General features: G+C 68.6%; 2 protein-coding genes. One reads left to right on the top strand and one right to left on the bottom strand.

The features are described from left to right. Window positions 1-340: hypothetical protein (locus GBZ26_RS29695; protein WP_211105020.1), on the top strand; the 340-nt coding region annotated here is incomplete at its 5' end. A gap of 73 nt (window positions 341-413) precedes the next feature. Here the strand turns inward: GBZ26_RS29695 and GBZ26_RS29690 are convergent. Next, window positions 414-761 (bottom strand): Bax inhibitor-1/YccA family protein (locus GBZ26_RS29690; protein ID WP_174441840.1); only part of this gene is annotated, 348 nt, incomplete at its 5' end.

Here is a 761-nt window from a genome sequence, read left to right as displayed (position 1 = left end):
CCGGGAGACCTGCGAGCGGGTGCTGCACTCCTTCACGCAGCCGCAGCCGGTGGGCACCCGCGTTCTGTGGCTGTGGGCGGAGGAATCGACGCCGGGCGTTTTCACCGGAGCGCCCTGGACGTCGCGGGTGACCGGGCCGGGCGTGCAGACGGCGGCGGCCGGGGCGGCCGGAGGGGGAAGCGGGGCGATGGCCGGCCGCTCCCCCCGTCCCTACGCTTTCGATCCGGCGTCCCAGGTGGCGCCGGAGGCGGCCTGCTCCTTCCCGAACAACTCCCTGCACATCGTGTCGGTGGAGTATCCGCCCAAGCCGGACGCGGTGCCGGCAACGGGCAAGCCGTAGAAAAGAAAAGGGCCGGCCGCGGGAAGCGGCCGGCCCTTTCCGGCAGGCGGTAGCGCCGGATGGTAGCGCCGCCTTACTCCTCGCGGTTGCCCATGAGCTGGAGGAGCATCTGGAAGAGGTTGATGAAGTTGAGGTAGAGCGAGAGGGCACCCATGACGGCGAGCTTGGTGTTCCCCTCGTGCCCATGGCCCTCGGCGTACTCCTCCTTGATGCGCTGGGTGTCGTAGGCGGTCAGGCCGGTGAAGATGACCACGCCGATCACCGAGATGGCGAACTGCAGCGCGCTGGAGCCGACGAAGATGTTGACCAGGCTGGCGATGACGATGCCGATCAGGCCCATCATCAGGAACGAGCCCATCTTCGACAGGTCGGCCTTGGTGGTGTAGCCCCACAGGCTCATCGCCGCGAACATCGCCGCGGT

It is taken from the genome of Azospirillum formosense (genome assembly GCF_013340925.1).
Taxonomy (GTDB): domain Bacteria; phylum Pseudomonadota; class Alphaproteobacteria; order Azospirillales; family Azospirillaceae; genus Azospirillum; species Azospirillum formosense.
Note: the sequence above shows the minus strand (reverse complement) of the source record. Positions and strands in the feature narration are given on the sequence as shown.